Here is a 24,830-nt window from a genome sequence, read left to right as displayed (position 1 = left end):
ACGAAGGAGCACATGATGCGCAACACCCGAGTGACGATCGTCGGCCTGGCCGCGGTCGCCGCGATGACTCTCGCGGCCTGTACGTCCGACGCAGGAACCACCCCCGAGGAGACCTCAGCCGCCGGTGAGGCGACGGCCGCCGCCACCGACGACGCGAGCGGCGACGCCGCCGCTGCCGACTGCTCCGGCGGGGACGGGACGCTTCGGATCGGCATCAAGTTCGACCAGCCCGGTCTCGGCTTCCAGGACGGCTCGACGTACACCGGCTTCGACGTCGACGTCGCGAAGTACGTCGCCTGCCAGCTCGGCTACGCCGAGGACCAGATCGAGTTCGTCTCCTCGCCGTCGGCCCAGCGCGAGAACCTGTTGCAGACGGGCCAGGTCGACATGATCTTCGCGACCTACTCGATCACGGACGCCCGCAAGGAGGTCGTCGACTTCGCCGGCCCGTACTTCGTCGCAGGCCAGGACCTGCTCGTGCGCGCGGACGACGACTCGATCACCGGCCCGGAGGACCTCGAGGGCAAGAACCTCTGCTCGGTCACCGGCTCGACGTCGGCGCAGAAGATCAAGGACAACTACGCCACGGGCGTCAACCTGCTCGAGCAGCCCGGCTACGCCGACTGCGTCACCGTGCTCGAGTCGGGCCAGGTCGACGCCGTGACGACGGACGACATCATCCTCGCCGGCCTCGCCGCAACGCCCGCCAACCAGGGCAAGTTCAAGGTCGTCGGCAACCCGTTCTCCGAGGAGAACTACGGCGTCGGCCTGCCCAAGGGCAGCACCGAGCGGTGCGAGGAGATCAACGCCGCGATCACCGAGATGATCGACTCCGGCGCGTGGGAGGAGGCGGTCACGGCCAACACCGAGGGCACGGGCTACACGCCCAACGCGGACCTCAACCCGCCGACCCCGGCTGCCTGCGCCTGACCTGACCCGTCCGGGGTCGGGGCGCGCGCCGTCGACCGGCAGCGCGCCCCGGCCCCGGACCCCCGCCTGACCAGGAGGGCACGTGAGCCTGTTCGAGCAGATCGGCTTCCTCTTCACGAGCTACGACATCCCCGCCGCGTTCTGGGTGAACATCCAGCTCTCGTTCTGGGCCGCCATCGGCGCGCTCGTGATCGGGACCGTGCTCGGGCTCATGCGCGTCTCCCCCGTGCCCTCGCTGCGCTGGCTGGGCACGAGCTACGTCACACTGCTGCGCAACACCCCGCTCACGGTGATCATGCTGTTCCTCGTGCTCGGCGTCTGGGGTCAGCTCAAGATCGAGCTCGCGCCGGACTTCAACACGAACTTCTTCCTGTTCGCGATCGTGGGCCTGGCGATCTACCACGCGGCCTTCGTCTGTGAGGCCGTGCGGTCCGGCATCAACACCGTGCCCCTCGGCCAGGCGGAGGCTGCGCGGGCGATCGGCCTGTCGTTCCTGCCCGCGGCGCGACTGGTGCTGCTTCCCCAGGCCGTCCGCGGCGCCGTCGCCCCGCTGGGAAACGTCCTCATCGCCCTGATCAAGAACTCGACCGTCGCCGCCGCGGCGAGCGTGGCCACGGAGACCTCCTCGGTGATGAAGACGATGATCGAGTTCAACGGCAACATGACGGTGCTGATCTTCATGATCTTCGCCCTCGGCTACGTCATCCTCGTGGTCCCGATCGGCCTGCTCACCACCTGGGGCTCGCGTCGGCTGGCGGTGTCCCGATGAGCGGCGCGGTCCTCTTGGACACCCCGGGTCCCCGCGCCCGGCGCAACACCCTCGTCGCGAACGCCGTCGGCGGCGTCGTGCTGGTCGGCATCGTCGTCCTCGTGCTGTGGAAGCTCGGGCAGGAGGGCCAGCTCGAGGCCAGCCGCTGGACGTCGCTGCTCACCTCCGCCGCGTGGGTCAACTACTTCCTCCCCGGACTGCAGAACACGGTCGTCGCGGCGCTGTACGCCGTCGTGCTGTCCATGGCGTTCGGCCTGTTCTTCGGCCTGGGCCGGCTCGCCCCCTACGCGTGGGTGCGGTGGGTCGCGGGCACCGTCGTGGAGTTCTTCCGCGCGGTCCCGGTGCTGCTCATGATGATCGCGCTGTGGCTCGGCCTGGGCTTCGCCAAGGTCGTGCCCGCCCCGCAGATCCCGCTCGTCGCCGTCGTCGTCGCGCTCACGCTCTACAACGGCTCGGTGATCGCCGAGCTCGTGCGCTCGGGCGTGCACGGCCTGCCGAAGGGTCAGCGGGAGGCCGCGGCCGCGATCGGCATGACCCACACCCAGTCGCTGCGCCTCGTGGAACTGCCGCAGGCCCTCATCGCGATGCTGCCGTCGCTGGTCTCCCAGTTCGTCATCATCCTCAAGGACTCCGCGCTGGGGTACATCGTCACGTTCAACGAGCTGCTGCAGCTGTCCCGCCAGTTCGGCGCCGCGAACGGCAACATGCTGCAGTCGCTCGCGCTGTGCGCGGCGATCTTCATCGCCATCAACTGGCTGCTGACCCGGTTCGCCGACTGGGTCGCCACGCGGCTCTCCCACCGCACGTCCGGCCGCACGACGCCGCACGTGGCCCCGCCGCCCGGCGCCGAGCGCGAGGAGCCGGTCGCGGCCTGAGCGGGCCGGCCCGCGGTCCGGCCGGCCCATCACCGGCACCCGGGCGCCACCGCCACTCGACGTCCACACGTCCGTGTCGAGGCCCGATCGTGCGCCCCTCGACGTCCGTTCGCCACCGCCGCCGCGTCAGCCCCGCGCCCGCAGCTCGCGCCACCGCGTGCGCAGCACGTGTGCCGCCGACTTGGGCCGCCGGTCGCGCGTGAACACGCCCTTCTTGTTCTACCCCACCGGCGCGACGAACGCGACAACCGGTTGCCAGGTGTTGCCCGGCGCGGGGCACGACGCACCGGCGTGCACCGCGCGGAAGTCCCGTCGCCCGAACTCGTTCTCACAGGTCTCGACTCTGCCCGAAAGGCGCTGGAACGGACCGGGTGGGGCTCCTACTCTCGGTCTGCCTCACCTTCGCCTCCCTGTCACGGAAGAGTCTGCTCATGGTGACGACCACCTGGCTCTCACGCCGGCCGCGATCCGCTCGGTCCGCCCGCACCGCCGCGCGGACCTCCGTCGCCGCGGCCTGTGCCGTGCTGATCCTGGCGGGCTGCAGCTCGCCGTCGGGCTCGGACACCGAACCCACCGCGACCGCGGCCGCGCCGACCTCCGCCGCCTCGGGCTCGGGTGAGGCGGACTGCTCGGCCGAGTCGATCGCCTCGGCGCTTCCGGAGGGTTCGGAGGTGGTGAAGTTCGACTGCGCCGACGCCAGCGGCACCGAGTGGGCCGCGGCGAGCGTCAACCCCGGACCGACCGTGTTCTTCCTGCAGTGGTCGGGCGGCGCATGGGAGGCGGAGACCTCCGACGAGGTCTGCGGCACCGCGTCCGCCGGCCTGCCCGAGGTGCTCCTGTCCTACTGCCCGAGCTAGCTCCGTGGGGTCGGTGGCTCGATCCCGGGGATGCCGGTAGCGGCGCGAGCGGTCCGGCGACCTCCGCGCCGAGGATCTCGCGTCAGCGCGACTCGTCGACCTCGTCCGGCCAGGCGTCGTCGGCTCGCTCGAGGTCGACGGCGAGCGCGGGCTCGCCCGCCGCCTGCTCGTCGAGCACCTCGGCCACGATCCGCAGCGCCGCCCCGGGCGGGTGCCCCTTGCGCGCCAGCACGCCCACCAGGCGACGCATCCGGGTCTCTCGCGGCAGGTGTGCGGTGGCCCGTGCTCGGCGTCGCACGAGGTCTCGCGCCACGGCGCCCTCGTCCTCCCGATCGACGGCGGCGAGGGCGACCTCCGCCGTCTCCCGGTCGATGCCCTTGCGGGCGAGCTCCTGCGCGAGCGCGAGCCGGGCAAGGCCACGCTCGGTGTGCCGGGTCCGCACGAGGATCGCGGCGTACTCGGCGTCGTCGATCAGGCCGACCTCCTCGAACCGGTCGAGCACCCGCTCGGCGACGCCCTCCGGGACGTCCTTGCGCGCCATCGCCTCGGCGAGCTGCGCCCGGGACCGGGGCGAGGTGGTCAGCAGCCGCAGGGCGATCGACCGGGCGACCTGCTCCTGGTCCGGCTCGGGGTCCTCGGCCGCCGCACCGACGGTCGGCGGCTCGGGGGCGCGGCGGGAGGTGCCGCGGCCACCGTGCCCGCCCCGGCCGCCACGCCTCGTGGCGGCCGCGGGGCGGTCGGCTGTTCGGGCGGCGACCCGGGCGGGTGGGCCGGGAGCACCCGGCCCACCCGTGGGCTCAGAAGTCGACGGGTGCACCGTCGAGCTCGGAGGCGTCGTCGGGCACGGCCACGCCGATCCCCAGCTTGGTCTTGATCTTCTGCTCGATCTCGTTCGCGAGCTCGGGGTTGTCGATGAGGAACTTGCGGGCGTTCTCCTTGCCCTGACCCAGCTGGTCGCCCTCGTACGTGTACCAGGCGCCGGACTTGCGCACGATGCCCTCGTCCACGCCCATGTCGATGATGCCGCCCTCACGGGAGATGCCGCGCCCGTAGAGGATGTCGAACTCGGCCTGCTTGAAGGGCGGGGCCATCTTGTTCTTCACGACCTTGACCCGCGTGCGGTTGCCGACCGGCTCGCTGCCCTCCTTGAGGGTCTCGATCCGGCGGACGTCCAGGCGCACGGAGGCGTAGAACTTCAGCGCCTTGCCGCCCGTGGTGGTCTCGGGCGAGCCGAAGAACACGCCGATCTTCTCGCGGAGCTGGTTGATGAAGATCGCCGTGGTGCCCGAGGAGGACAGCGCACCGGTGAGCTTGCGCAGCGCCTGCGACATGAGGCGCGCCTGCAGGCCGACGTGGCTGTCCCCCATCTCGCCCTCGATCTCGGCCTTCGGCACGAGGGCCGCGACCGAGTCGATGACGATGACGTCGAGGGCACCCGAGCGGATGAGGGAGTCGGCGATCTCGAGCGCCTGCTCGCCCGTGTCCGGCTGGGACACGTACAGCGAGTCGGTGTCGACGCCGAGCTTCTTCGCGTACTCGGGGTCCAGCGCGTGCTCGGCGTCGATGAACGCCGCGATGCCGCCGAGTCGCTGGGCGTTGGCGACGGCGTGCAGCGCCACCGTGGTCTTTCCCGAGCTCTCCGGACCGTAGATCTCGATGATCCGGCCACGCGGCAGTCCGCCGATGCCGAGCGCGACGTCCAGCGCGATGGAGCTCGTCGGGATGACGGCGACGGGCGGGCGCGTGTCGTCACCCAGCTGCATCACCGAGCCCTTGCCGAACTGGCGCTCGATCTGGCCGAGCGCGGCCTCGAGGGCCTTGAGCTTGTCGGGGGCACCCGACCGGTTACCGGGCTGAGCGGGCATGGTCACTCCTTCGCTGACGCCCCGGCGGGGCGGGTGGACAGGTCTGGCCTCGGCCAGCTCCTCCCTCACCGGGAGGACCTGCGGGTGACGCTATGCCCGGCCACTGACATCGCCCACCGGAGCTCCCGGACCTGGGGAGAGGGTGCCCCGGTGGTCACCCGGGGACAACTCTAGGTCGTACGCGTGTTCGACGCGCGCACGACGCGCCGACGGCGTGTCGCCCGCGTGGAACGCACCCTCAGCCGCGCGGGGGCCGGCGACGCGCGGGGCGACCGCGGTGCAGCCACCGCACCGACTCGGGCTGGCCGGTGGCGTCGCAGAGCGCCTCCCAGACCACCCGCGGCTGCTCGCCGTCGGCCAGCGCCTGCTCGGCGGTGCGGCCGCCGAGCTGGGTCATCACGAGGTCAGCGGCGATGCTCCGCGCATAGGCCGCCCCGAAGACGTCGTCCATCACGGACCAGAACTCGGAGTGGCGCACCCTCCGACGCTACCCGCCGCACCGGATGTCGGTGGCGGGCAGCACAATGACCGGGTGCCCGACGTCGACCCCCTCGCGAGCTTCCAGGACGCCACGCGCGCCTGGTTCACCGAGGCGTTCGAGGCGCCCACGGCCGCGCAGGCCGGCGCTTGGGCCGCGATCGAGGCGGGCGACCACGCGCTCGTCGTCGCGCCCACGGGGAGCGGCAAGACCCTCTCGGCCTTCCTGTGGTCGCTCGACCGCCTCCTGCACGCCGAGCCGGTGGCGCCCGAGCGGCGCTGCCGGATCCTCTACGTCTCGCCGCTCAAAGCCCTGGCGGCGGACGTCGAGCGCAACCTGCGCTCGCCCCTCGTCGGCATCGCCCGCACCGCCGCGCGCCTGGGCCGCACGGCACCGGACGTCCGCGTCGGCGTGCGCACCGGCGACACGCCGGCCGCCGAACGCCGCCGCCTGGCCGGCACGCCGCCGGACATCCTCATCACCACACCCGAGTCCCTCTTCCTCGTGCTCACGTCGGCGGCGCGCGCCGGGCTGGCCGGCGTGGAGACGGTGATCCTCGACGAGGTGCACGTCATGGCCGGGAGCAAGCGCGGCGCGCACCTCGCCGTGAGCCTCGAGCGGCTCGACGCGATGCTGGCCCGACCGGCGCAGCGCATCGGGCTGTCCGCCACCGTCCGGCCCGTCGAGACGGTGATGGGCTTCCTCGCCGGCACGCGTGCGATCGCCGACGGCGGGCGCCCGGTCACGCTCGTGCAGCCGCCCGCCACGAAGCAGCTCCAGATCGAGGTCCGCGTGCCCGTGCCGGACCTCACCGATCTCGCGCCCCCGCTGGCCGTGCCCGCACCGGCCCGCACGCGCGCCACCGATCCGGTCGACGACAACCCGGTCGACGACAATCCGGAGCTCGGGCCGGGACGGTCTGGCGAGCCCGACCTCTCGGGCGACGCGTCCGGCGCGGTGCCCGGCGCCGAGCGCACCCCCTCGATCTGGCCGCACGTCACGCGTGAGCTCACCGACCTCATCGCCGCCCACCGCACGACGCTCGTGTTCACGAATTCCCGCCGCACGGCCGAACGCCTCACGGCTCGGCTCAACGAGGAGTGGGAGCGGCGCCTCGCCGAGCGCGACGGCGAGACCGTCCCCCCGCGCGGCGCCCCCGGCGAGGTGTGGCCCGCCCAGGCCCAGGCGCAGTCCGGCGCCTCGCTCGGTGCGCCCGGCGTCATCGCCCGCGCCCACCACGGCTCGATGAGCCGCGAGGCGAGGACCCAGGTGGAGGACGACCTCAAGGCGGGTCGGCTGCCCGCCGTCGTCGCGACGTCCTCGCTCGAGCTGGGCATCGACATGGGCACGATCGACGTGGTCGTGCAGATCGGTTCGCCCCCGTCGGTCGCGGGTGCGCTGCAGCGGATCGGGCGCGCCGGCCACCAGGTCGGCGCCGTCTCCCGCGGCGTCGTCGTGCCTACGCACCGGGGCGACCTGCTGCCCGCCGTCGTGACCACGCAGCGGGCCCGCGAGGGACGCATCGAGCAGGTCCACCCGCCCGCGAACCCCCTCGACGTGCTGGCCCAGCAGATCGTGGCGATGCTCGCCGTCGAGGACTGGACCGTGGCCGACCTGGCGGCGCTGCTGCGCCGCGCGTCGCCGTTCGCCACGCTCGGCGAGGCGTCACTCGTCTCGGTCCTGGACATGCTGGCCGGCCGCTACCCCAGCGAGGACTTCGCGTCGCTGCGCGCCCGAATCGTGTGGGACCGCGAGGCGGGTACGCTCTCGGGTCGCCCGGGCGCGCTCCGGCTCGCCGCGACGTCGGGCGGCACGATCCCGGACCGCGGCCTGTTCGGGGTCTACCTCGTGGGTGAGGACGGCGTCGCGGACCAGGTCGCGGCCCGCGGCGGGCGCCGCGTCGGCGAGCTGGACGAGGAGATGGTGTTCGAGTCGCGCGTGGGCGACACGTTCACGCTCGGCACGTCGACGTGGCGGATCGAGCAGATCACCCCCGATCGCGTGCTCGTCTCCCCCGCGCCCGGGATGCCCGGTCGGCTGCCGTTCTGGAAGGGCGACCAGCCCGGTCGGCCGGCGGAGCTCGGCGTCGCGCTCGGCTCTCTCGTCCGGGAGATCACCACGGCGCACGGCACCGACGCCCGTGCCCTCACCCGCACGTTCGCCTCGCTCGACCTGCCCGACTGGACGCGGGACAACCTCGCCGCCTACCTCGCCGAGCAGGCCGCCGCGACCGGCTACCTGCCCACCGACGCGACGCTGGTCGTCGAGCGGTTCCGCGACGACATCGGGGACTGGCGGCTCGTCCTGCACTCCCCCTACGGCTCGCGCGTGCACGCGCCCTGGGCGCTCGTCATCGCCGACCGGCTCCGGGAGCGGCTCGGCACCGACGTGGGCGTCATGCACGCCGACGACGGCATCGTCCTGCGCGTGCCGGACATGACCGGCGACCCGATGGCGATCTGGGACCCCCCGACCGCACCGGCGCCGCCTGCGCCGGGCGCACCCGAGTCGTCCGCCCCGGCCGGCAGCGCCGCCCCCGGCGCCACGGGCCTCGCTGACCTCGGCGGGTTCCCGGAGCACGACGGCGAGCGACCCTCGCGCGCGGACGGCGGGGTCAGCCTCGCGGACCTTCTCATCGAGCCCGACGACGTGCGACGCAGCGTCGTGGACGCCGTCGGCTCGTCCGCGCACTTCGCGGCGCGGTTCCGGGAGGCCGCCGCACGGTCGCTGCTGCTGCCGCGACGCCGGCCGGACGGCCGCCAGCCGCTGTGGCAGCAGCGTCAGCGCGCCAGCCAGCTGCTCGCCGTCGCGGCGCGCTACCCCGACTTCCCGGTGGTGCTCGAGGCGGTCCGGGAGTGCCTCCAGGACGACTTCGACACGGCCGCGCTGTCCGACCTCATGCGCCGGATCGGGACGCGCGAGGTGCGGATCGTCGAGGTGACCACCGCGAGCCCGTCGCCGTTCGCGCGGTCGCTGCTGTTCTCCTACGTCGGCACGTTCCTCTACGACGGCGACGCCCCCCTCGCCGAGCGACGCGCGGCCGCGCTCACCCTCGATCCCGAACTGCTCGCGGAGCTGCTCGGCGAGGGCATGAGCGACCTGGCGGACCTGCTCGACCCCGCCGCCGTGCTCGCGGTCGAGGACGAGGTGGGGCTGCGCACCGAGCGCTACGCCGCGCGCGACGCCGAACGGCTCGTGGACGTGCTCGCGCGGCTCGGACCGCTCGACCTCGCAGGGCTGCAGAACCGCGCGGCGGAACCGGACGCCGTCGCCGACTGGCTCACCGAGCTCGAGGCGGCCCGCCGCGTCCTGCGGGTGCGGGTCGCAGGCCGCGAGCAGTGGGCCGTGGTCGAGGACGCCGCCCGGCTGCGCGACGCGCTCGGTGTGGCGCTCCCGGTCGGCCTGCCGGAGGCGTTCCTCGCCCGCGTGCCGGACCCGCTCGGTGACCTGGTGCGACGTCACGCGCGCAGCCACGGGCCGTTCGAGGTCGCCGACCTCGCCGCGCGGTTCGGGCTCGCGCCCGGCACGCTCACGCCGACGCTCACGCTGCTCGAGCGGGCGGGCACGCTCGTCACGGGTCGCCTGCGGCCCGTGGGCGCGGTGCGGACGCGGCCGGCCGCCGATGTCGGCACTGCCGGTGCCGGTGACGCCGAGACTGCCGAGAGCACGACGAGCAGCTCGCCGACCGCCTCGGCGCCGGACGCACCGGCCCTCGACGCCACCGTGCCCGACGGCGCGTTCACGGACGACGCCCGCTCGGGCGCGCTGGAGTACTGCGACGCGGACATCCTGCGCCGGATGCGGCGCCGCTCGCTCGCCGCGGCACGCGCCGACGTCGAGGCGGTGCCCGCGCGTGCCCTCGGCGTGTTCGCGCCGCGGTGGCACCAGCTCGGCCAGCTGCGCGGCGCCGACGGGCTGCTCACCGCGATCGACCAGCTCGCGGGCGCGCGGCTCGACGTCGCCGACCTGGAGACGTCGATCCTGCCCGCGCGCGTCGTGGACTACACGCCGGCGCTGCTCGACGAGCTGACGAGCGCGGGCGAGGTGGTCTGGGTCGGCGCGGGACGGTCGGCCTCCGGCGGCAGCGTCGTCCTGCTGCCCGCCGATGCCGTCTCGACGCTCGCCCCCGAGCCGCTCGAACCCGCGCACCGGCTCACGCCCGCGGTGCTGGAGGCGCTTGCCGACGGCGGACGCTTCTTCCGTGACGTCGTCGCCGCGGTGCGCGGCGCGGCCGAGGCGGACGGGGAGGACGCCCCGAGCCCGGCCGACGTCGAGGAGGCGCTGTGGGACGCGGCCTGGTCCGGGCTCGTCACCAACGACACGATCGGCGCGCTCCGGGCGCGGGGGGCGCCGTCGGGCACCGGCTCCCGGCCCAGCGCCCGGCCGCGCCGACCGAGCCGGCGCGCTCTGCTCTCCCCCGCGCTCGGCGCGTCGCAGGCGCGGGTCGCGACGCCGCCCACCGCCGCCGGGCGGTGGAGCCTCGTCGAGCCGCGCCACCCCGACCCGACCGTGCGCCGCGCCGCGCTCGTCGCCAGCATGCTCGAGCGACACGGCGTGCTCCTGCGCGGGGTCGCGTCCGCCGAGGACGTCTCGGGCGGCTTCGCCGCGCTCTACCCGGTGCTCGCGCGCCTGGAGGAGACGGGCGCCGTGCGGCGCGGCTACCTCGTGGAGGGCCAGGGCGCCGCGCAGTTCGCGCTGCCCGAGTGCGTGGACCGGCTGCGCGCCGACGCGCAGCTCACACCCGGCGCCGTCGTGATCGCCGCCACCGACCCGGCCAACCCCTACGGCGCGCTGCTGCCCTGGCCCGCGGCGGTGGGCGAGGAGAGTGCGGGTCGGCCGCGGCGCGTCGCGGGCGCCGACGTCGTGCTCGTGGACGGCGAGCTCGCCCTCTTCCTCGAGCGCGGCGGGGGCAGCGTCGTGGGCCTGACCGCCGACGGCGACACGCTGGGTCGCGCGGCCGGAGCCCTGGCCGAGGCCGCCCCCACCCGGTACGCGGGCCTCACGCTGCGCCGGGTCGACGGCGAGAACGCGCTGTCCTCGACGTCGGCCACGCGTACCGCGCTCGTCGAGGCGGGGTTCGTCCCGACGCCGCGCGGGCTGCGCCTGCGCGCCCCCGGCCCGCGCACCCCGAGCCCGCGGACGTTCCGTGCCCGAGGGTGACGTCCTGCTGCGCGCGGCGCGCCGGCTGACCGCCGCGCTCGCCGACGAGCCCCTCGTGCGCGGCGAGCTGCGCTGGCCCGCCTACGGCGGCCTCGACCTCGCCGGCCTGCGCAGCCTCGGCACGGTGAGCTACGGCAAGCACCTGCTCACGCGGTTCGACGACGGCTCCACGCTGCACACTCACCTGCGGATGGACGGCACGTGGCGCGTCGAGCACGCGCCCGGCCTGCGTTCGCGGGACCGGGACCCGAAAGTCCGCGCCGTGCTGGCGACCACGCGCTGGACGTGCCGGGGCTACCTGCTGGGGATGGTCGACGTGGTGCGCACGCGCGACGAGCGCGACCTCATCGGTCACCTCGGCCCGCACCTGCTCGCGGACGACGCCGAGGAGCACGTCCCTGCCGCTGCGGCAGTCCTCGTCACGCGCGCCCCCGCGACGGTCGGAGCGGCGCTGCTGGACCAGACGGTCGCCGCCGGGATCGGCACGATCTGGATGGCCGAGACCCTGTTCCGGCACCGGATCAACCCGTGGCGCCCCGTCACCGACCTCACAGTGGACGAGGCGACGGCGCTGCTCACGACCGCCAGCCGCCTCATGCTCACGTCAGCCAACTCCCCGGCGGCGCCGGGTACGCGCGGGTCGGTGCCGATCGCGGCGTACGGTCGCGAGGGTCGGCCCTGCCCCCGGTGCGGCACGCCCATCGCGGTCGGTCGCGTGGGCACGCCGCCGCAGGATCGACCCGCCTTCTACTGCCCCGCCTGCCAGCCGCGCTGACGCGGCCCGAGATCACAGACCCAGCGCAAAGACGCGGAGACGACGAACGGGCCGCCCCCGAAGGAGCGGCCCGTTCGTGCAGGCGGAGCGGAGCGGTCAGGCGACCCCGGCGAGCGGCGAGCGGCGGCGGACCGAGGCCTCGAGCTCGACCGGGACGGTGTCCGGGATGCCGGCGCCCTCGGCGACGGCGATGCGGTCGCTGACCTCGCGCAGGAGGGACCAGAGCGGCACGTCGAGGGCGTCGCAGACCGAGCTGAGGAGCTCGGAGGACGCCTCCTTCTGGCCACGCTCGATCTCGGAGAGGTAGCCGAGGGAGACTCGGGCCTGGGCCGACACCTCGCGGAGGGTCTTGCCCTGAGCCAGGCGCACGTCGCGGAGGACGTCACCGAGCTCGCGTCGCAGGAGCACCATGGCTCGTCCCTCCTTCCCGACCGCAGACACCGGCCGTGTCGTTGCCTTAGCCCTACTGTCACCGTACCCCGGTTGTGTGACACGGATGCGTCGAGGAAGTGTCGTTGTCCGAACAGCGGTCAGATCGCGGACCGGGCGCGCCGCCGGGCGGCGGAAGGAGTCGTTCATCACTGGGTGCAACGCCGACGGGTGGCTGCGTGTTCCCGCGGCCACCGCGGCAGGGTGAGCGCCCGAGTGCGGGACGCGCGCCGCTGCGCGTGGGACGATTGCGGCGCAGGGCGCAGCGCCCGGTGCGACGGCCCCCGGGGCGCCGGCCGCAACCCGGTTCGCCGGCCGCCCGCCTCGTGCTCGTTCCGCCAAGGAGACCCCTGTGTCACGCCGATCCACGCACGCCTGGGTGCTCGGACTGCTCGTCCTCCTCGTCGCCGCCCTCGCGACCGCGTCGGCGCTGGCCGGCGGCCTGCACTCCTCGCCCGGAGGTGCGGCCCCCGTCGACCCGGACACGTCGGCGTCCACACCGTCCGCCGACGCCGCAGCGTCCGCCGGAGCCGGCGCGGCGACGCCGACGAGCGCGGCACCCGAGACACCGTCGCCCGCGCCGACGCCCACGACCGAGGACGCCACGTTCACGATCGTCGCGGCGGGCGACGTCCTGCCCCACACGACGGTGCTGAAGAACGCCGAGGACGGCAGCGGCGGCTGGGACTTCACACCGCTGTGGGACGCCGTGACCCCCTGGATCTCCGCGGCAGACCTGGCGATCTGTCACCTCGAGGTGCCGGTCGTCGCGCCGGGCACCCAGCCGATCGGGTACCCGGTGTTCGGAGCCCCGACAACGATCGCCCGTGACCTGCAGGAGGCGGGCTGGGACGGCTGCTCCACCGCGTCCAACCACGCCGTCGACCAGGGCTGGCCCGGCATCGTGGCGACGCTGGACGCCCTGGACGCCGCGGGCCTCGGTCACGCCGGCACCGCCCGGACCGCCGAGGAGGCGACGCAGCCGCAGCTGTACCGGCTCAGCCGCGGCGGTCGCGACATCACGGTCGCGCACCTCGCCGCCACCTACGGCACGAACGGGCTGCCGATCCCCGCGCAGGAGCCGTGGAGCGTGCAGCTCATCGACCCGAGCCGGCTGATCGCGCAGGCGCAGGCCGCTCGAGCGGCCGGCGCGGACCTGGTGATCGCCTCGATCCACTGGGGCGTCGAGTACCAGGACGCGCCGAACGCCGACCAGACGACGCTCGCGCAGCAGCTCGCCGACTCGGGGGCGGTCGACCTCGTCATCGGGAACCACCCGCACGTCCCGCAGCCCGTCGCGCTGCTCGACGGCGGTCCGTCCGGCGAGGGCATGTGGGTCGCCTACTCGCTCGGCAACTTCATCTCCAACCAGGACTCGAAGTGCTGCCGCGCCCAGACGGCGACCGGCGCGCTGCTCTCGGTCTCGGTGTCGAGCACCGACGCGGACCCTGCGCGCGTCACCGGCCTGGAGTGGTCGGGCGTCACCGTGGACCGGCTCGGCGCGCAGCGCGTGTACCCGCTCCCGGACCTGATCGCCGGGCGACTGGACGCGCCGGCGATCACGCTGTCGCCGACCGAGATCGCCACGCGCGAGCAGCTGCTCACCGAAGTGATGGCACCCGCTCCCGAACGGACCGCGCCTCCGGTGCCGACCGGGGACCCCGCCGTCGTCGTCCCGCGGAGCTGACCGCAGCGCGAGATCAGCCGCCGAGCACGCCGTCGGCGAGGGCGATCGCGAGGCTCGCCGCGCTCGCCCTCAGCGCGGGGCGCGGGCCGGCGAGCCGCCAGGTCCGGGTCGCCTCGCCGTCGGGCCACACGACGGCGAGCACCACCGTGCCGGTCGGCACGCCGTCGGCGGGACCCGGCCCCGCCACACCGGTCGTCGCGATGCCGACGTCCGCGTGCAGCAGCGCGCACGCCCCCCGCGCCATCGCGCGCGCTACGTGCCCCGTCACGACCCCGTCGCGTGCGACGAGGTCACCGGGCACGCCGAGCACGCCGACCTTGACGTCGGCCGCGTAGGCGGTGACGCCGCCCCGGAGCACCGCGCTGGCGCCCGGAACGCGCACGAGCGCATCGGTGACGAGTCCGGCCGTCAGCGACTCCGCGACCGCCACGGTCCACGAGCGTCGGCGCAGCGCCGCGACCACGCGCACCGCGGCCGGCGACGCCGCGAGGGCGCTCGCACCGGACCCGGAACCGGCGCGCGAGGCCATCAGCGCGGACGAGTCCGCGCCGGGCGCCGATCGCCCGGCGTCGCTCACGAGGCCGCCGGCTGCCGCGCGAGGCGCCAGCCCCGAACGCAGTAGTCCACGCCCGTGACCACCGTGACGGCGAGCGCGGCGTAGAGCACGACGAGCGCGACGGCGTGCGGCGCCACCGCAGCGGTGAACGCTGCCCAGGGCACCACGAGCAGCACGATGGCCAGCATCTGCAGCACCGTCTTCACCTTGCCGCCCATCGAGGCGGGCATGATCGAGCGGCGCACGAGCGCCGCGCGCAGCGCCGTGATCCCGAGCTCGCGGACCGCGATCAGGATCGTCACCCACCACGGCACCTCGCCGAGCACCGACAGCGCGACGAACGCCCCGAGCGTGAGCGCCTTGTCCGCGATCGGGTCCATGAGGATGCCGAACGGCGTCACGATGTCGCGCGCCCGCGCGATGTGCCCGTCGAGCTGGTCGGTCACCGACGCCGCGACGAAGACCACCACGGCCCACCACCGGCTCGCCGTCGTGTCCTGGAGCAGCAGCACGAGGAACACGGGGACCAACGCGATCCGCACCATCGTGAGCGCGTTGGGCAGGTTCCACACCCCCCACGCGCGGGGGGTCCGCTGTTCCGCCACGCTGCTCACCCTAGGCCTTGCTCACAGGTGCCCCACCCGGGCCGGCACGCGCCCGACGGCGAGGCTCACCGTCCCGTGAGGCTCCAGGCGTCCTCGGTGTCGGAGTCGTCGCCGTAGTCCACGGCCGTCGGGTAGGAGTCGAGGTCGTCCCCGACGAGGTCGACGCCGCCGCCCCCGCCGCCCCCGCCGCCCCCTGCGCCCACCGGCGCGTCCTCGCCGCGCAGCAGCGCGAGCGTGCCCGGCAGCTCCTCCGGCGTCACGAGGACGTCGCGCGCCTTGGACCCCTCGGACGGGCCGACGATCTCGCGTGACTCCAGGAGGTCCATGAGCCGCCCGGCCTTCGCGAACCCGACGCGCAGTTTGCGCTGCAGCATCGACGTCGAGCCGAACTGGGTGGTCACCACGAGCTCAGCGGCCTGGAGCAGCAGGTCCAGGTCGTCGCCGATGTCCTCGTCGACCTGCTTCTTCGCGACCGTGACGGCCACGTCCTCGCGGTAGGTCGGCTGCAGCTGGCTCTTCACGTGCTCGACGACGAGATGCACCTCGGCCTCGGACACCCACGCACCCTGCACGCGCATCGGCTTGGCCGCGCCCATGGGCAGGAACAGCGCGTCGCCCTGACCGATGAGCTTCTCGGCGCCCGGCTGGTCCAGCACCACGCGGCTGTCCGCGAGCGAGGAGGTCGCGAAGGCGAGCCGGCTCGGCACGTTGGCCTTGATGAGGCCGGTGACGACGTCGACCGAGGGCCGCTGGGTCGCGAGCACGAGGTGGATGCCCGCGGCGCGCGCGAGCTGGGTGATGCGCTGGATCGAGGCCTCGACGTCGCGCGGGGCCACCATCATGAGGTCGGCGAGCTCGTCGACCACCACGAGGAGGTAGGGGTAGGGCACGAGGACGCGCTCGCTGCCCGGCGGCGGCTGCACGCGACCGGCACGGACCGCCTTGTTGAAGTCGTCGATGTGCTTGAAGCCGAAGTTCGCGAGGTCGTCGTAGCGCGCGTCCATCTCGCGCACCACCCAGTCCAGCGCCTCGGCGGCCTTCTTCGGGTTCGTGATGATCGGCGTGATGAGGTGGGGGATCCCCTCGTACATCGTCAGCTCGACCCGCTTGGGGTCGACGAGGATCATCCGCACCTCCTCCGGGGTGGCGCGCATCATGATCGAGACGATCATCGAGTTCACGAAGCTCGACTTGCCGGCTCCCGTGGCACCCGCGACGAGGAGGTGCGGCATCTTGGCGAGGTTCGCCGTGACGTACCCACCTTCGACGTCCTTGCCTACACCCATCACCATCGGGTGCTCGTCGCGGCGCGCGACGGCGGAGCGCAGCACGTCGCCCAGCACCACGATCTCGCGGTCGGTGTTGGGGATCTCGATGCCGATCGCGGACTTGCCCGGGATCGGGGACAGGATGCGCACGTCCGCGCTCGCGACGGCGTACGCGATGTTCTTGCTCAGCGCGGTCACGCGCTCGACCTTCGTACCCGAGCCCAGCTCGACCTCGTAGCGGGTGACGGTCGGCCCGCGGGTGAACCCGGTGACGGTCGCGTCGACGTCGAACTGCTCGAGCACGTCGGTGAGCGAGTCGACCACGCGGTCGTTCGCGGCGCTGCGGGTCTTGTGCGGAGCGCCCTCGACGAGCACGTCGGAGGCGGGCAGGTTGTACGTGAGGCCGGGATCCAGCGCGAGCTGCTCGGCGCGGGGCGGCAGCTGCTGCGTCGGCGGGGCGAGCAGCTCGAGCGGCTCGGTGATCGGCTCGCTCTCGTCCACGCCCGCCACCGCCGACGTCGCCGAGCCCGCCACCGAGCCCGCCACCGAGCCCGCCGCCGGGGCCGGGCGCGGGGGCCGCACCGGCTGCACCGGGCGGGCGCCGTCGCTCGAGAGCGCCGACGGCGCGATCTGGTCGGCGTCGGTCGACGCGTCGTCCGCGAGCGCAGCGTCCGCGCCGCCCGCCAGCGCGTCGGCCGACAGGACGCGCGTGCGCCGGGCGCCCTTGCGGCGGCGGGGCGCGTCGACCGGCTCGGTCTCGATCCGGTCCTCGCGCTCCTCCGGGTGGTCGTACGGCACGGCACGACCCCCGAAGCCGCCGACGCCATCGGCGTCGAGGTCGTCGGGATCGTGCGCGTCCTCGCCCCCGAGGCCGTGCCGCAGCCGCCGACGGCGAGGCATCGCCGGGCGGTCGGGGTCGCCGTCGTCGTGGGCGTCGTCGTCGTGGTGCCCACGACCCACCAGCGCGCGCACTCGGTCGGGGATGGCGCTCACGGGCGTGGCGGTGAGGACGAGGATGCCGAAGAAGGCGACGAGCAGCAGGAGCGGTACGGCGACGACCACCGAGACCGCGGCGCTCAGCGGGTTGGCCGCCGCCCAGCCGACGATGCCGCCGGCGTCCCGCAAGCCCGCCCAGCCGTCGTGGTAGTCCGGCAGGCCGGCCTGCGCCGCCAGCAGCCCGCACACCGCAACAGTGAGGATCGCCAGAGCGATCGTGATCCGGCCGTTGGCCGGGCCGAGGTCGGGGTGGCGCATGAGCCGGACGGCGAGCGCGGCGAGCACGACGGGCAGCACGACGGCGAGCCGACCTACCGTGCCCGCGGCGGCGGCGTGCACGAGGTCCATGCCCACGCCCTCGACCGGGAACCACTCGCTCGCGGCGACCACGATCGCGAGGCCGAGGAGGAACAGCGCGAGGCCGTCGCGGCGCAGCGCGGGGTCGATGTCGCGGGCGCCCGTGCCGACCGAGCGTGCCGTGCCGGCGACGCCACGGGCGACGCCCATCCACGCACCGCGGACCATGCGCACGGGGACCGGCGGCGTGGCGGGCGTGCTGCCCGCACCGCCCCGTCCCCGGCCCGGGGACGTCTTGCCCGAGGTGGACCTGCTGCCCGACGTGGTCGCGGTGGCCCTGCTGCTCGTGGCCTTGCTCGCGCTGGTCTTGCTCGCGCCGGTCTTGCCGGACGCCTTGCCGGCGGCGGACCGGCTCGCGGACGACGTGCTCGGCGCGGCGGTGGCGCGCGACGTGCTGGCAGTCCGGGCCGCGCCGGCCTGTCGGGCGCGGGCGGCCGAGGCCGTCCGTCCCGGGGACGGTCGCGGGTCAGCCATGGTGGTCCTCCTTGCAGCAGCACGTCGCAAGGCAGCGGTCATGGCGGCACACCTCGCTCGTCCACTCAACCACGCCCGCCGGAGGCAACCTTGGAGCGACACTCGACGGTTGGTCCGTGGCCCCCGTCACGCAGACGGGCCCGGCCGGTCGACCCGACTACGCCTCGACGACCACCGGGATGATCATCGGGCGGCGCTTGAGCCGCGTGCCGGCCCAGCGACCGACGACGCGCCGCATCACCTGCTGGAGCTGGTGCGTGTCCACCGCGCCCTCGCGCGTCGCGTCGTTGAGCGCCTGGCGCACCTGCGGCACGATCTCCTCGAGCACGGCGGCCGACTCCGCGAGGCCGCGGGTGTGGACCTGCGGCCCGGCCACCACGCTGCCGTCCTCGGCCGAGATGACGACGAACACGGAGATGAAGCCCTCCTCCGCGAGGATGCGCCGGTCCTTGAGGTCGGCCTCGCCGATCTCGCCCACCGACGAACCGTCGACGTACACGTACCCGCACGGCACGGCGCCCACGATGCGCGCCTTGCCGTCGATGAGGTCGACGACGACGCCGTCCTCGGCGAGCACGACCCGCTCGGGCGGCACGCCGGTCCGCACGGCGAGCGCGCCGTTGGCCACGAGGTGGCGGATCTCCCCGTGCACGGGCATGACGTTGCGCGGACGCAGGATGTTGTAGCAGTAGAGCAGCTCGCCGGCGCTGGCGTGGCCGGACACGTGCACGCGGGCGTTGCCCTGGTGCACGACCTTCGCGCCGAGCCGGGTGAGGCCGTTGATGACACGGTAGACGGAGTTCTCGTTGCCCGGGATGAGGGACGAGGCGAACACGACGGTGTCCCCCGGTCCGACCGAGACGCGGTGGTCGTGGTTCGCGATCCTCGACAGGGCGGCCATCGGCTCCCCCTGCGAGCCCGTGCACATGAGCACGATCTCGTCCGGCGGGTAGTCGTCGATCCGCTTGACGTCGACGAGCACGTCGCCCGGCAGCGTGAGGTACCCCAGGTCGACGGCGATCGTCATGTTCCGCACCATCGACCGGCCGACCAGGGCGACCTTGCGGTCGTTCGCCCACGCGGCGTCGATCACCTGCTGCACCCGGTGGACGTGCGAGGAGAAGCTCGCGACGACGATCTTGCCGGGCGCGGCCGCGAAGACCCGGTCGAGCACGGGACCGATCTCAGCCTCCGCCGTCGTGAAGCCCGGCACCTCCGCGTTGGTGGAGTCCGGCAGGAACAGGTCGACGCCGCGCTCCCCCAGCCGCGCGAAGGCGCGCAGGTCGGTGATGCGCCCGTCCAGCGGGAGCTGGTCCATCTTGAAGTCGCCGGTGTGCAGCAACGTGCCCGCGCCGGTGGTGACGGCGACGGCGAGCGCGTCCGGGATCGAGTGGTTGACGGCCACGAACTCGAGCGCGAACGGACCCACGGTGAGCTCGTCGCCCTCCTTGACCTCCCGCAGCACCGGGGAGATCCGGTGCTCCTTGAGCTTCGCGGCGACGAACGCCAGCGTGAGGCGCGAGCCGATGAGCGGGATGTCGCCCCGCAGCCGCAGGAGATAGGGCACGGCGCCGATGTGGTCCTCGTGGCCGTGCGTGAGGACCACCGCCTCGATGTCCTGCAGACGGCCGGCGATGGCGGAGAAGTCCGGGAGGATCAGGTCCACGCCGGGCTGGTGGTCCTCGGGGAACAGCACGCCGCAGTCGATGACGAGCAGGCGGCCGTCGAACTCCAGCACGGTCATGTTGCGGCCGACCTCGCCGAGGCCGCCGAGCGGGATCACGCGGAGCGCCCCGGCAGGGAGCGGGCCGGGCAGGTCGAGCTCGGGATGGGGGTGGGACATCAGGTTCCTTCCGTCGGTGAGTCCGCACCCGCGGGACGCGGACGCGGACTGCCCGCGGCTCAGGCCGCGAGGATGCCGGCGGCGCGCAGCGCGTCGGCGAGGTCTGCGAGCTCGGTCTCGTCCGCCTCCACGAGGGGCGAGCGGACCGAGCGGTGCGGGATGGCGCCGAGCAGCTCGAGCGCGGCCTTGGCGTACACCGCGCCCTGCCCGGTGCCCAGGAGTGCCTCGCACACGGGGGCGAGCTCGACCGAGAGGTCCTGGGCGCGGGGCAGGTCGCCCGCGCTGATGCTCGCGACCATCTCGGCGCAGGCGCCGGCGACGACGTGCCCGGCGACGCTCACGACGCCCACGGCGCCGTGTGTCAGCCAGGCGAGGTTGAGCGCGTCGTCGCCGGAGTAGAACGCCAGGCCGGTGCGCCGCATGCGGGTGAACCCGGCCGGAACGTTCCCGGTGGCGTCCTTGACCGCGAGGACGCGGTCGTGCTCGGCGAGCCGGTCGAGCACGCCGTCGCCGATCGCGACGCCCGTGCGGCCGGGGATGTCGTAGAGCATGACGGGCAGGTCGACCGCGTCGGTGATGCTGCGGATGTGCCGGTAGACGCCCTCCTGCGAGGGCCGGTTGTAGTACGGCGACACCACGAGCAGGCCGTGCGCCCCGGTCCGCTCGGCGCTGCGAGCGATCCGGACGGCGTGCTGGGTGTCGTTGGAGCCCGCTCCGGCGACGATCCGCGCACGGTCGCCCACGGCGTCCACGACGGCACGCACGAGGGCGTCCTTCTCCGGCTGGTGGGTGGTGGGCGACTCCCCGGTGGTGCCGTTCAGCACGAGGCCGTTCGCGCCGTCGTCGACGAGACGCTCGGCCAGGGAGCACGCGGCGTCGATGTCGACGCGACCGTCGGGGTCCATCGGGGTGACCATCGCCACGAGCACGGATCCGAACGTCGCCAGTGCCTCGGCGTTGCGCGTCATGGCACCGAACCTACCGCGCCACCCCTGCTCGCGGCGCATCGGGGACGCGGCACGAGACGCCCACGGACGGGCGTGCTCACGCGTCGGGTGTGTACCGCGAGGTCACGTTGAGGTACTCCTCGAGCGTGAGGCCCTGCTGCGTGAGCGACGTCGCCAGGTCGACGCCGAGGTAGCGCACGTGCCAGGGCTCGTACTTGTAGCCCGTCACGTCCTGCTTGCCGTCGGGGAACCGGATGACGAAGCCGTACTCCGGGGCGTGCTGCGCGAGCCACGTCGCCGCGGCGGTGCCGCCGAAGTCGGGGTGGGCGTTGTTGATGTCGAGCGCGAGCCCGGTCTGGTGCTCGGAGTGGCCGGGCCGCGAGGAGAACGTGTCGGCGTAGTCGACGCTGAACTTGCTCACGTAGCCCTGGTAGGTGATCTCCTGGTCCGCGGAGGACCGGAAGCCCGAGTCGATCCACAGCGTGACCCCGTCGTTCCACGCCGCGGCCTGCATCTGGGTCCAGGCGGCGTCCACCTCGGGCAGGATCCCGGGCGCGTAGCTCGCCGGCATCGCGAACGTCTTGTTCGCGATCACGACCCCGCCGATCGTGGTCGGCCCCTCGGTGGACGTCACGATCTCGGGTACGGCGGCGGTCTCGGTCCGCACGCGCTCGGCGAGCGCGGCGAGGTCGGCCTCGCTCGCCGTCGAGCCCTCCGCGAGGGCTGCCGCGGCGTCGTCCACTGCCGCGCGGAGCGCGTCGAGCCGGCTCGCGTCGAGCACCACGGGGTCCCACTGCGCCAGTCGGGCCGTGCCTGCGGAGGCTGCCGCGGTGAGGTCGTCGACCACCGCCTGGCTCACGGCGGGCGAGCCCGGCGCCGACGGCGCGGCCGATGCGGTGCTCGCGGCCGTCGCCGCGCCGACCGGGGCCGCCGCGTCCGGCACGGCCTCGCCCCGGTGGGAGAGGCCGGCGACCAGCCACCACACGAGCGCGACCACGAGGAGCAGGCCGAGCCCGACGGCCAGTCTGCGGCGCCGGTACACGGCCGGGCTGACGGCGTGGGGGCTCGAGCCGCGTGGCGGACGGGGGGTGGGGTCCGGCCCGGGTCGGAGCTGTCCGGACCGGGTGGGCGGCGGGGTCACGACGCCTGGCACGGACACGAGGGTAGCAACCGAGCCTGGGGACGCCCCGGCGACACCCGGGCGACACGAGGCGACACCCACGCGGCGCCGGACGGCACGCCCGCGACACGGGGCGTCCGCGCTGCGCCACGCGCCCGTGGGAGTGCCGAGCACGAATGTGACGAACAATGGCGGGGTGACCCTCGCCGACGTCTCCGTCCGTCCCGCCCAGCCCGCCGACGCCGAGGCGATCGCGCGCATCCAGCTCGCCGCCTGGCGGGCGACGCTGGGCGAGCAGGTCGTCGACGGCCTCGACGCCGACGCGGTCGCCGAGACCTGGCGGCGCGCCGCCGGCGCCGCACCCGACCCGCGCGCCCGCGTCCTCGTGGCCGTGGCGGGACCGACGGTGGTGGGCTTCGCGGCGTGCGCGCCGTCGTCGGGCTCGCTGCGGGTGCCCGACGGCGAGGCTTTCGACGGCGAGCGGCCCGCGCACGGCGAGCCCGCCACGGGCGAACGGCCCACCGGCGACCACCGCGACGGCGAGCCGAGCAGCGACGGCGGCGGCTGGACCGCCGAGCTCCTCGCGCTCGAGGTGGCGCCCGACGCGCGCCGCGCGGGGCACGGCTCACGCCTCCTGGCGGCCGTCGCGGACCTCGCCCGCGAGCGCGGCGCGCACCACCTCGCGACGTGGACGGTGCGCAGCGACGCCGAGCGCACGGCGTTCCTCGAGGCGGCGGGTCTCGGGGAGGCGGGACTGCGCCGTCGGCTCGACGTGCCGGGCGGCGAGGTCGAGGAGATCCTGCTCACGGCGGTGCTCCCGGCGCACGGGAGCGCCCGGTAGCACCCGTGAGGACGCGAGCAACTTTCGAGCGGCCGGATACGTTAGGACGTTCGTCCCGGACCAGACCGTCCCAGCCCTAGGAGTCAAGGAACCCCGTGAGCACCTCCACGAGCCCGACCGCGGCGCCCGCGCGTGCCTTCTCGTCCCTCATCTTCGCGTCGCGGTGGCTCCAGGCCCCGCTCTACCTGGGCCTGATCATCGCCCAGATCGTCTACGTGGTGCAGTTCGCCAAGGAGCTCGTGCACCTCATCGACTACGCGATCGACAACCACCACGTGCCGGAGCAGTACGTGGGCTTCTCCGGCGAGGCGATCACCATGCTCATGGTGCTCGGACTCGTCGACGTGGTGATGATCAGCAACCTCCTCATCATGGTCATCATCGGCGGCTACGAGACGTTCGTCTCCCGGATGAACCTCGACGGCCACCCCGACCAGCCCGAGTGGCTGAACCACGTGAACGCCAACGTGCTCAAGACCAAGCTCGCGATGAGCATCATCGGGATCTCCTCGATCCACCTGCTGCGCACGTTCATCGAGTCCGCCTCGCGCGACGTCGACACCGACGAGATGATGTGGCAGACGTTCATCCACCTCGCGTTCGTGGCCTCCGCGCTCGCGCTCGCGCTCATCGACCGGATGACGCTCAGCCCGCGTCAGCGTGCCGCGAACGCCGAGCGCGGCGACGAGGGCGTGGCCTACCGCGTGGACGAGCCCGCCCACTGAGGACCCGACCGACGACAACGGATCCCCCGGCCGGCGCACGTGCGCGCTGGCAACTGACCGCTCAGCCGCGCCGTCCGGCGCGCTCGACCCGCTCGAGCCGGACGGCGCGGCGCAGCGACTCGCGCGCGTGCCGCCGGTCGCCCGCCGCGTCGTAGGCCCAGCCCAGGTGGAACCACGCGCGCCAGCTGTCCGGCTCGGCCGCGACCGCGTCCCGGGCCGCGAGGAACTGCTCGGCGGCCACGCTGCGGTCGATCCGCCCACCGGGCGAGCGGGGCAGGTCGTCCTCGTGCAGCCCGCCCTCGTCGGCGAGCCGCTTCGTGAGCGCGTCCACGGCCATCGCCTGGCCGACCTCGCGCACCACGAACCACACCACGAGCAGCGGGATGATCAGCACGGCGAGGCCCAGGGCCACGCCGACCGCGCGGCCGCTCGTCACGAGCGCCCAGCCGCGCCACGCGACGGCCCACACGTAGAGCAGCAGGAGCGCCACGGCGATCGCCGCGACTCCGATCCCCCGCGCGCGCCGGCTCACAGGTCGAGGTAGGCGTCGAGCCCGACGGCGAGCCCCGGCCGGGTACCGATCTCGCGGATCGCGAGGAGCACCCCGGGCATGAAGCTGCTGCGGTCGAAGGAGTCCGTGCGGATCGTGAGCAGCTCCCCGGGGTTGGACAGGAAGACCTGCTCGTGCGCCACCAGCCCCTCCAGCCGCAACGCGTGCACGTGGACGCCGTCGACGTCGGCGCCGCGGGCACCGTCGGGGTCGAGCTCGGTGGCGTCCGGCATCGGGGGTGCACCCGCGGCCGCACGGGCCTGAGCGACGCCGCGGGCGGTGTGCACCGCGGTGCCCGACGGCGCGTCGACCTTGCGGGGGTGGTGCATCTCGACGACCTCGACCGAGGCGAACAGCGGGGCGGCGATGGCGGCGAACCGCATCGCGAGCACCGCCGAGAGCGCGAAGTTCGGGGCCACGAGCACCCCGAGGTCGGGGGTCTGTGCGAGGTGGGTGCGCACCCGCGCGAGGGCGGCGTCGTCCCAACCGGTCGTGCCCACGACGGCGTGCACCCCGGAGTCGAGCAGCGCGTGCACGTTGCCCTCGGTCACCGAGGGGACCGTGAAGTCGACCGCGACGTCGGCCGCGCCTGCGAGGGCGGTGACGTCGTCACCCGCGTCGAGCTCCGCGACGAGCTCGAGGCCCTGCGCCGCGCGGACGGCCTGCGCCGTCGTCGTCCCCATCCGTCCCGCCGCGCCGAGCACGGCCACCCTGATCGTCACG

At 74.2% G+C, this 24,830-nt stretch carries 21 protein-coding genes; 9 read left to right on the top strand and 12 right to left on the bottom strand.

All coding sequences use genetic code 11. The annotated features are described in order from the left end of the window. Positions 1-15: 15 nt before the first annotated feature. From AC3AQ1_RS15085 to AC3AQ1_RS15070, 4 genes are all read left to right on the top strand, one after another. Complete coding sequence (locus AC3AQ1_RS15085; RefSeq protein ID WP_108720271.1) at positions 16-930, top strand: glutamate ABC transporter substrate-binding protein; 915 nt, start codon at positions 16-18, stop codon at positions 928-930. Positions 931-1,012: 82 nt separating this feature from the next. Beyond that, entirely contained in the window at positions 1,013-1,699 is a 687-nt protein-coding gene (locus AC3AQ1_RS15080) for an amino acid ABC transporter permease (protein WP_108719664.1), read from the top strand. Next, entirely contained in the window at positions 1,696-2,574 is an 879-nt protein-coding gene (locus AC3AQ1_RS15075) for an amino acid ABC transporter permease (RefSeq protein WP_108719663.1), read from the top strand. The genes AC3AQ1_RS15080 and AC3AQ1_RS15075 overlap by 4 nt, the downstream gene beginning before the upstream one ends. Positions 2,575-3,005: 431 nt before the next feature. Next, complete coding sequence (locus AC3AQ1_RS15070) at positions 3,006-3,431, top strand: hypothetical protein (RefSeq protein ID WP_108719662.1); 426 nt, start codon at positions 3,006-3,008, stop codon at positions 3,429-3,431. 82 nt (positions 3,432-3,513) lie between these two features. On the opposite strand, the gene AC3AQ1_RS15065 is transcribed toward AC3AQ1_RS15070, so the two are convergent. The 3 genes from AC3AQ1_RS15065 to AC3AQ1_RS15055 all read right to left on the bottom strand — a co-directional run bounded on the left by AC3AQ1_RS15065 (position 3,514) and on the right by AC3AQ1_RS15055 (position 5,774). Next, positions 3,514-4,248, bottom strand: a complete 735-nt coding sequence (locus AC3AQ1_RS15065; protein ID WP_108719661.1) for a regulatory protein RecX — start codon at positions 4,246-4,248, stop codon at positions 3,514-3,516. Beyond that, positions 4,229-5,296 (bottom strand): recombinase RecA, encoded by a 1,068-nt coding sequence (gene recA, locus AC3AQ1_RS15060; protein ID WP_108719660.1) that lies wholly within the window; start codon positions 5,294-5,296, stop codon positions 4,229-4,231. Before recA ends, AC3AQ1_RS15065 begins: the two co-directional genes overlap by 20 nt. Positions 5,297-5,534: 238 nt before the next feature. Further along, positions 5,535-5,774, bottom strand: a complete 240-nt coding sequence (locus AC3AQ1_RS15055) for a DUF3046 domain-containing protein (RefSeq protein WP_108719659.1) — start codon at positions 5,772-5,774, stop codon at positions 5,535-5,537. 54 nt (positions 5,775-5,828) lie between these two features. Here AC3AQ1_RS15055 and AC3AQ1_RS15050 point away from each other — a divergent pair, with 54 nt between their 5' ends. Beyond that, the gene (locus AC3AQ1_RS15050) at positions 5,829-10,934 is read left to right on the top strand and encodes an Lhr family ATP-dependent helicase (protein WP_108719658.1); all 5,106 of its coding nucleotides are present in this window, start codon (positions 5,829-5,831) and stop codon (positions 10,932-10,934) included. Continuing rightward, a complete protein-coding gene (locus tag AC3AQ1_RS15045; protein WP_108719657.1) occupies positions 10,921-11,709 on the top strand; it encodes a DNA-formamidopyrimidine glycosylase family protein in 789 nt (262 codons plus the stop codon). Before AC3AQ1_RS15050 ends, AC3AQ1_RS15045 begins: the two co-directional genes overlap by 14 nt. Positions 11,710-11,805: 96 nt before the next feature. Here AC3AQ1_RS15045 and AC3AQ1_RS15040 read toward each other — a convergent pair whose 3' ends face one another. Then, complete coding sequence (locus AC3AQ1_RS15040) at positions 11,806-12,120, bottom strand: helix-turn-helix domain-containing protein (RefSeq protein ID WP_108719656.1); 315 nt, start codon at positions 12,118-12,120, stop codon at positions 11,806-11,808. A 370-nt stretch (positions 12,121-12,490) separates the two neighbouring features. Between AC3AQ1_RS15040 and AC3AQ1_RS15035 the strand changes: the two genes are divergently transcribed. Next, a complete protein-coding gene (locus AC3AQ1_RS15035; RefSeq protein ID WP_234417551.1) occupies positions 12,491-13,825 on the top strand; it encodes a CapA family protein in 1,335 nt (444 codons plus the stop codon). A 13-nt stretch (positions 13,826-13,838) separates the two neighbouring features. Here AC3AQ1_RS15035 and AC3AQ1_RS15030 read toward each other — a convergent pair whose 3' ends face one another. The 6 genes from AC3AQ1_RS15030 to AC3AQ1_RS15005 all read right to left on the bottom strand — a co-directional run bounded on the left by AC3AQ1_RS15030 (position 13,839) and on the right by AC3AQ1_RS15005 (position 22,024). Further along, a complete protein-coding gene (locus tag AC3AQ1_RS15030) occupies positions 13,839-14,402 on the bottom strand; it encodes a CinA family protein (RefSeq protein ID WP_234417550.1) in 564 nt (187 codons plus the stop codon). Then, positions 14,399-14,986: a CDP-diacylglycerol--glycerol-3-phosphate 3-phosphatidyltransferase gene (gene pgsA / locus AC3AQ1_RS15025; RefSeq protein ID WP_234417549.1), complete on the bottom strand. Its 588-nt coding sequence runs from the start codon at positions 14,984-14,986 to the stop codon at positions 14,399-14,401. The genes AC3AQ1_RS15030 and pgsA overlap by 4 nt, the downstream gene beginning before the upstream one ends. 65 nt (positions 14,987-15,051) lie before the next feature. Then, positions 15,052-18,081 (bottom strand): FtsK/SpoIIIE family DNA translocase, encoded by a 3,030-nt coding sequence (locus AC3AQ1_RS15020; RefSeq protein WP_108719654.1) that lies wholly within the window; start codon positions 18,079-18,081, stop codon positions 15,052-15,054. A gap of 157 nt (positions 18,082-18,238) precedes the next feature. Beyond that, complete coding sequence (locus tag AC3AQ1_RS15015; protein ID WP_108719653.1) at positions 18,239-19,924, bottom strand: ribonuclease J; 1,686 nt, start codon at positions 19,922-19,924, stop codon at positions 18,239-18,241. Between the two features lie 59 nt (positions 19,925-19,983). Continuing rightward, the gene (dapA, locus tag AC3AQ1_RS15010) at positions 19,984-20,892 is read right to left on the bottom strand and encodes a 4-hydroxy-tetrahydrodipicolinate synthase (RefSeq protein WP_108719652.1); all 909 of its coding nucleotides are present in this window, start codon (positions 20,890-20,892) and stop codon (positions 19,984-19,986) included. 76 nt (positions 20,893-20,968) lie between these two features. Next, entirely contained in the window at positions 20,969-22,024 is a 1,056-nt protein-coding gene (locus tag AC3AQ1_RS15005) for a M15 family metallopeptidase (RefSeq protein ID WP_159096589.1), read from the bottom strand. Positions 22,025-22,187: 163 nt separating this feature from the next. Between AC3AQ1_RS15005 and AC3AQ1_RS15000 the strand changes: the two genes are divergently transcribed. Both AC3AQ1_RS15000 and AC3AQ1_RS14995 read left to right on the top strand, forming a co-directional pair. Next, the gene (locus AC3AQ1_RS15000) at positions 22,188-22,832 is read left to right on the top strand and encodes a GNAT family N-acetyltransferase (protein WP_199916483.1); all 645 of its coding nucleotides are present in this window, start codon (positions 22,188-22,190) and stop codon (positions 22,830-22,832) included. Positions 22,833-22,927: 95 nt separating this feature from the next. Next, positions 22,928-23,557: a TIGR00645 family protein gene (locus AC3AQ1_RS14995; RefSeq protein WP_108719649.1), complete on the top strand. Its 630-nt coding sequence runs from the start codon at positions 22,928-22,930 to the stop codon at positions 23,555-23,557. A 61-nt stretch (positions 23,558-23,618) separates the two neighbouring features. Here the strand turns inward: AC3AQ1_RS14995 and AC3AQ1_RS14990 are convergent, their stop codons facing one another. Together AC3AQ1_RS14990 and dapB are read right to left on the bottom strand one after the other, a co-directional pair. Then, positions 23,619-24,089 (bottom strand): tetratricopeptide repeat protein, encoded by a 471-nt coding sequence (locus AC3AQ1_RS14990; protein WP_108719648.1) that lies wholly within the window; start codon positions 24,087-24,089, stop codon positions 23,619-23,621. After that, positions 24,086-24,829 carry a 4-hydroxy-tetrahydrodipicolinate reductase gene (gene dapB, locus AC3AQ1_RS14985; protein ID WP_108719647.1) on the bottom strand — a complete coding sequence of 248 codons (744 nt, stop codon included), beginning with the start codon at positions 24,827-24,829 and terminating at the stop codon, positions 24,086-24,088. The genes AC3AQ1_RS14990 and dapB overlap by 4 nt, the downstream gene beginning before the upstream one ends. Position 24,830 lies beyond the last annotated feature (1 nt).

The organism is Miniimonas sp. S16, assembly GCF_057748195.1.
This window is presented reverse-complemented; position numbering and strand designations above follow the sequence as displayed.